This window comes from Nocardioides sp., assembly GCF_047607185.1.
In the GTDB taxonomy this organism is placed as follows: Bacteria; Actinomycetota; Actinomycetes; order Propionibacteriales; family Nocardioidaceae; genus Nocardioides.
The window spans coordinates 1-5,800 of the sequence record NZ_JASGDQ010000088.1 but is presented as its reverse complement, the minus strand read 5'-3'; the positions used below and the strand labels follow the sequence as shown (position 1 = coordinate 5,800).

Sequence of the window (5,800 nt, the reverse complement as noted above, 5' to 3'; positions counted from 1 at the left end):
CGGGTCTGAAACCCGCCGAGTCGGCAGAAGTGCGGGTTCGCCGCCTGCACTTGTGCCGACTCGGGCCTCCTGAGACCTGCACTTCTGCCGACTCGGCGAGGATGTTACTGGCTGGTAATGGGAATAGGGTGAGGGCTGCCGAACGCTGCTTCTTCGCCATGGTGAACTGGAGACGGCGCGGCGGCCGGCGAGACGACGAGCGACACGAGAGGGGACGAGCAGCGATGGCGCGATCGAAGCTGGTGCACATCGTCGACAGCGTCCCCGCACTGGAGGGCCATGCGGGTCCGTTGGTGATGGTGCAGGTGCTCGACGGCTTCCTCGACGCCGGCAATGCGGCCGCCATCGCGGCGCGTCACCTGGCCCGGGTCTCGCCGTCGGCGCCGGTGGTGGCGACCTTCGACGTCGACGCCTTCCACGACTACCGCGCCCGCCGCCCGGCGGTCACCTTCGCGCGCGACCACTACGAGGACTACGACGCGCCGCGGCTGGTCGTCCGGCTGCTGCGCGACGCCGGTGGGACGCCGTACCTGCTGCTCCACGGGCCCGAGCCCGACAACCGCTGGGAGGCGTTCGCCCGGGCCGTCCGCGACGTCGTCGAGCGGCTCGGCGTGAGCAAGGTGATCAGCCTCGGCTCGGTGCCGATGGCGGTGCCGCACACCCGGCCGATCACGCTGACCCGGCACGCCAACGACCCCGACCTGATCACGAGCGAGAGCCCCTGGGCCGGCGAGCTGCGGGTGCCGTCCAGCGCACAGACCCTCGTCGAGATCCGGCTGGGGGAGTGGGAGCATCCCGCGCAGGGGTTCGTCGCCCACATCCCGCACTACCTCGCCCAGCTCGACTACCCGCACGCCGCCGCCGCGCTGCTGGAGCAGGTGGAGCTGGCGGCAAGGCTGACCATCGACCTCTCCACCCTCCGCGAGGAGGCGGCCCAGCGCGACGCCGAGATCGCCGGCTACCTGGAGAAGAACGCCGAGGTCGCCGAGGTGGTCGCCGCCCTGGAGAGGCAGTACGACGCCTTCACCCACTCCGAGGAGTCCGGCTCCAACCTGCTGGCCCAGGGCCAGCCGCTGCCCACCGGCGAGGAGCTGGGCCGCGAGTTCGAGCGGTTCCTGGCCGGTCTCGAGGACGGCCCCGACGGCGAGGACCAGCGTTGAGCGAGGAGACCGACCTGGCCGTCAAGGAGCTCGTCGACGTGCTCGACCTGGAGCAGATCGACGACGACCTCTTCCGAGGTGTCTCCAACGACAACGGCCGGGGCCGCTCCTTCGGCGGGCAGGTGGCGGCGCAGGCGCTGATGGCCGCGATCGGTACGGTGCCCGAGGGGTTCCTCGTCCACTCGATGCACTCCTACTTCCTGCTCGCCGGCGACCCGTCCCGCTCGATCGTCTACGACGTAGAGCGGATCCGCGACGGTCGCTCCTTCCTGACCCGGCGGGTCTCGGCGCGCCAGCACGGCCGGCCGATCTACTACCTCACCGCCAGCTTCCACCGGCGGGAGGAGGGCTTCGAGCACCAGGACCTCATGCCGCAGGTGCTCGCGCCCGAGCACGGCCTGGACCTGATGAGGCTGCTGCGCGGCCGCCCCGACCGGGAAGGCCCTAGCCTCGCCAGGGAGTGGGCCGCGATCGAGGGTCGCGCCGTCGGGCACACCCTGGGCGGTGGTCTCGAGCCGGACGAGCGGCACCCTGCCCGGCAGCGGATCTGGCTGCGCATCAACGGCCGGCTGCCCGACGACCCCAGGATCCATGTCGGCGCCTTCACCTGGGCCAGCGACGTCTCGCTGCTGGGCACGGCGCTCGCCGCGCACACCCTCGAACACGGTGCCGTGCAGATGGCCTCGCTCGACCACTCGATCTGGTTCCACCAGCCTTTCCGGGCCGATGAGTGGTGGCTCTACGACCAGGTCTCGCCCTCGGCCCAGGGCGGTCGAGGGCTGTCGATCGGCCGGGTCTTCACCCAGGACGGCCGGCTGGTCGCCACCACCGCACAGGAGGGCCTGATCCGGCCGCGGCGCCCCGCTTCAGCGTGAGGCGGTCCGGCCGAGCAGGTGGACCGTGTCGCTGCCCGGCCGGGTGAGCGAGAAGGCGTAGCCGTCGTCGAGCGGCCGGGAGCCGAAGGCCACTCTGCCCGGAAGGAAGACGGGCTTCTTGAACGCGACCTCGACCCGGACCGCCTCGGGCAGCCGGTTCTCCAGCGCTGCGACGCAGCGGGCGAGCGTCCACATGCCGTGGGCGATCTGCCGGTCGAAGCCGAGCGCCTTCGCGGTGAGCGGGTAGAGATGGATCGGGTTGTAGTCCCCCGAGACGGCGGCATAGCGCCGGCCGAGGTCGGCAGGCAGCGACCAGACCGTGCCACCGGAGCTCGCCTCGGGCAGCTCGAGGCCCCAGGACGCGGCCTCATCGCCCTCGCCCCGGCGCAGGTACGTCGAGGTCGAGGACCAGGCCAGCTCGCTCTGCCCATCGCGAAGGGCGGCGTAGATGCTGGTGGCGAGCTCGAAGACGGTCCCACGCGGGTGCGGATTGGCCGGGCCGACGCAGGTCGTCACCTCGACGGTCTCACCGATGGCGATCGGCCGCGCCTGGGTGATGGAGTTCTCCAGGTGCACGGTGCCCATCGCCGGCGCCGGGAAGGCCGGGTCGGTGAGGATCGCCATGTGCAGCCCGAAGGCGAGCAGATGGGGGTAGGTCAACGGCGCGACGTCCTTGACCGGGAAGCCGCACACGGCGTCGTACTCCTCGACGTGGGAGCGCTCGACGGTGACCGGCTCGCGGGTGACGGTGAGCCCCTCGAACGGCCCGCCCGACTTGCGCACGCCGGGCAGCCCGCCGACCACGGGCAGCGCCGGCAGCGCCGCCCGCAGCAGCGTGCCGAGGCCGGCTCGTCCGCTGACCACCCGCGCGTCGCCGGTGGTCATCAGGCCCCCAGTATCATCTGGCCGCAGACCCGGACCACATTGCCGTTGACGGCGGTCGAGGCGGGGTTGGCGTACCAGGCGATGGTCTCGGCGACGTCGATCGGCAGGCCGCCCTGCGCCATGGTGTTGAGGCGGGCGCCGACCTCGCGGGTCATGAACGGCACCGCCGCGGTCATCTGGGTGATGATGAAGCCGGGCGCGACCGCGTTGATGGTGATGCCGTCGGTCAGCTGGTCGGCGAGGCTGTCGACCAGGCCGATGACGCCGGCCTTCGACGCGGCGTAGTTGGTCTGCCCGACATTGCCGGCGATGCCGGCGATGGAGGCGACGCCGACGATCCGGCCGTTGGGGTTGATGACCTGCTGCGTCAGCAGCTCGGCGGTGATCCGCTCCGGCGCGGTCAGGTTGACCCCGATAACCGAGGCGAACCGCTCGTCGGTCATATTGGCGAGCTTCTTGTCGCGGGTGATGCCGGCGTTGTGGACCACGATGTCGACGCCGCCGTGGTTGTCCTTGAGGTGGGCGGCGATGCGCTGCGGCGCGTCCTTGGCGGTGATGTCGAGGGTCAGCCAGTCGCCGTCGAGCTCGCCGGTCACCCGCTGCAGGTCGGCGGCGGCCTGCGGTACGTCGACGCCGACGACGGTGGCGCCGTCGCGGTGGAGCACGCGGGCGATCTGCTCGCCGATGCCGCGGCTGGCGCCGGTGACCAGCGCGACCTTGCCCGCCAGCGGCCAGGCCCAGTCCTCGACCGGCTCGGCGGTCGTGGCGCCGTGGACGCCGATGCGGACCACCTGGCCGTTGACATAGGCGGACTTGGTGGAGAGCAGGAAGGCCAGCGTCGAGGTGGCCGCCGCCTCGGCACCCTCGGCGACGTAGACCAGCTGCACGGTGCCGCCCCGGCCGATCTCCTTGCCCAGGCTGCGGGTGAAGCCCTCCAGGGCCCGCTGGGCGACCCGCTCGGCGCCGGTGACGGCCTCGGGCGGGGTGCCGACGACGATCAGCCGCGGGCAGGAGTCCAGCGCGCGGAGCACCGGGGTGAAGAACTCCTGCAGCGCGACCAGTTCGCCGGAGTCGGTCAGCCCGGTGGCGTCGAAGACCAGCCCCTTGTACGACGCCCCCTCGGCCGTCGCGTCGGCCGACTCGATATCGAGCGAGGCCAGGATGCCGGGCAGCGACTCGGCCAGCCGGCCCCGGCCACCGACGAGAACGGTTCCCCGCACCAGCGGGTCGCCCTCGGCGTACCGCTCCAGGCTGGCCGGGCTCGGGAGGCCGAGGTTCTTCACCAGCATCCGGCCCACGGCACTCTGGGTGAAGCTCTGATACCTGTCGCTCATCGTCTTTCCTTCGTGCTCGAAGAGGTAGTCCCGCGAAGATGTAACTAGAGGTGTAACTCGGTGTCCACTTTTCGTGGCGTCCCTCTCATACCCTTCTCTGTGAACCCCGACGAAGCAAGGATGAGCAGCATGTCCAGATCTGTCCGCAGGGTCGCCGTCCTCGGCGGCAACCGCATCCCGTTCGCCCGCTCCAACGGCGCCTATGCCACCGCCTCCAACCAGGACATGCTCACCGCCGTGCTGGACGGGCTGGCCGCTCGGTTCGGCCTGGAGGGCGAGCGGATCGGCGAGGTCGCCGCCGGTGCGGTGCTCAAGCACAGCCGCGACTTCAACCTGACCCGGGAGTCGGTGCTCGGCTCCCGGCTGGCGCCGGAGACCGCCGCCGTCGACCTGCAGCAGGCCTGCGGTACCGGGCTGCAGGCGGCGACCTATGTCGCCAACAAGATCGCCCTCGGCCAGCTCGAGTCCGGCATCGCCGGTGGCACCGACACCACCTCCGACGCGCCGATCGCGCTGGGCGAGCGGCTGCGCAAGATCCTGCTCGAGGCCAACCGCGGCAAGACCACCGGCGACCGGATCAAGGCGCTGCTCAAGGTGCGTCCCGGCGACATCATCCCGAACATCCCGGCCAACGTGGAGCCGCGCACCCGGCTGTCCATGGGCGAGCACGCCGCGCTGACCGCGCTGGAGTGGCGGATCACCCGCGAGGCGCAGGACGAGCTCGCCGCGACCTCCCACCAGCGGCTCGCCGCGGCCTACGAGCGCGGCTGGTTCGACGACCAGATCACCCCCTTCCGCGGCCTGGAGCGTGACAACAACCTCCGCCCCGACACCAGCGTGGAGAGGCTCGCCAAGCTGTCGCCGGTCTTCGGCAAGGGCGAGGCGGCCACCATGACGGCCGGCAACTCGACCCCGCTCACCGACGGCGCCTCGGCGGTGCTGCTCTCCTCCGAGGAGTGGGCGGCGGCGCACGACCTGCCGGTGCTGGCGTGGTTCGTCGACTCCGAGGTGGCTGCCGTCGACTACGTCCATGGCGGCGAGGGCCTGCTGATGGCGCCGGCGTACGCCGTGCCGCGACTGCTCGCCCGCAACGGCCTCACCTTTGCCGACTTCGACTTCTTCGAGATCCACGAGGCGTTCGCCTCGCAGGTGCTCGCCACGCTGGCGGCCTGGGAGGACCCGGTCTTCTGCAAGGAGCGGCTCGGCCTCGACGCGCCGCTGGGCACGGTGCCGCGCGAGCGGCTCAACGTCAACGGCTCCTCGCTGGCGGCTGGTCACCCCTTCGCCGCGACCGGCGGCCGGATCGTCAACAACCTGGCCAAGCTGCTGGCCGAGAAGGGCAGCGGTCGGGGGCTCATCTCGATCTGCGCGGCCGGTGGCCAGGGCGTCGTCGCGATCCTGGAGCGATAGCGCGAGTCGGCAGAAGTGCGGGTCAGGAGAGTGCCGAGTCGGCAGAAGTGCGGGTCAGGAGAGTGCCGAGTCGGCAGAAGTGCGGGTGAGCGAGCAGCACTTCTGCCGACTCGAGGGTTGTAAGACCGGCACTTCT

The 5,800-nt window shown here is 71.3% G+C and carries 5 protein-coding genes; 3 read left to right on the top strand and 2 right to left on the bottom strand.

The features are described 5' to 3' along the window. Window positions 1-224 precede the first annotated feature (224 nt). Window positions 225-1,160 (top strand): proteasome assembly chaperone family protein, encoded by a 936-nt coding sequence (locus tag QM595_RS10535; protein ID WP_415171502.1) that lies wholly within the window; start codon window positions 225-227, stop codon window positions 1,158-1,160. Then, complete coding sequence (locus QM595_RS10530) at window positions 1,157-2,035, top strand: acyl-CoA thioesterase (protein WP_415171501.1); 879 nt, start codon at window positions 1,157-1,159, stop codon at window positions 2,033-2,035. Before QM595_RS10535 ends, QM595_RS10530 begins: the two co-directional genes overlap by 4 nt. On the opposite strand, the gene QM595_RS10525 is transcribed toward QM595_RS10530, so the two are convergent. Together QM595_RS10525 and QM595_RS10520 are read right to left on the bottom strand one after the other, a co-directional pair. Beyond that, window positions 2,027-2,920: a MaoC family dehydratase gene (locus tag QM595_RS10525; RefSeq protein ID WP_415171500.1), complete on the bottom strand. Its 894-nt coding sequence runs from the start codon at window positions 2,918-2,920 to the stop codon at window positions 2,027-2,029. The genes QM595_RS10530 and QM595_RS10525 overlap by 9 nt on opposite strands. After that, complete coding sequence (locus QM595_RS10520; protein WP_415171499.1) at window positions 2,920-4,254, bottom strand: 3-oxoacyl-ACP reductase; 1,335 nt, start codon at window positions 4,252-4,254, stop codon at window positions 2,920-2,922. The genes QM595_RS10525 and QM595_RS10520 overlap by 1 nt, the downstream gene beginning before the upstream one ends. 129 nt (window positions 4,255-4,383) lie before the next feature. Between QM595_RS10520 and QM595_RS10515 the strand changes: the two genes are divergently transcribed. Further along, window positions 4,384-5,664 carry an acetyl-CoA C-acetyltransferase gene (locus tag QM595_RS10515; RefSeq protein WP_415171498.1) on the top strand — a complete coding sequence of 427 codons (1,281 nt, stop codon included), beginning with the start codon at window positions 4,384-4,386 and terminating at the stop codon, window positions 5,662-5,664. Window positions 5,665-5,800: the final 136 nt, after the last annotated feature.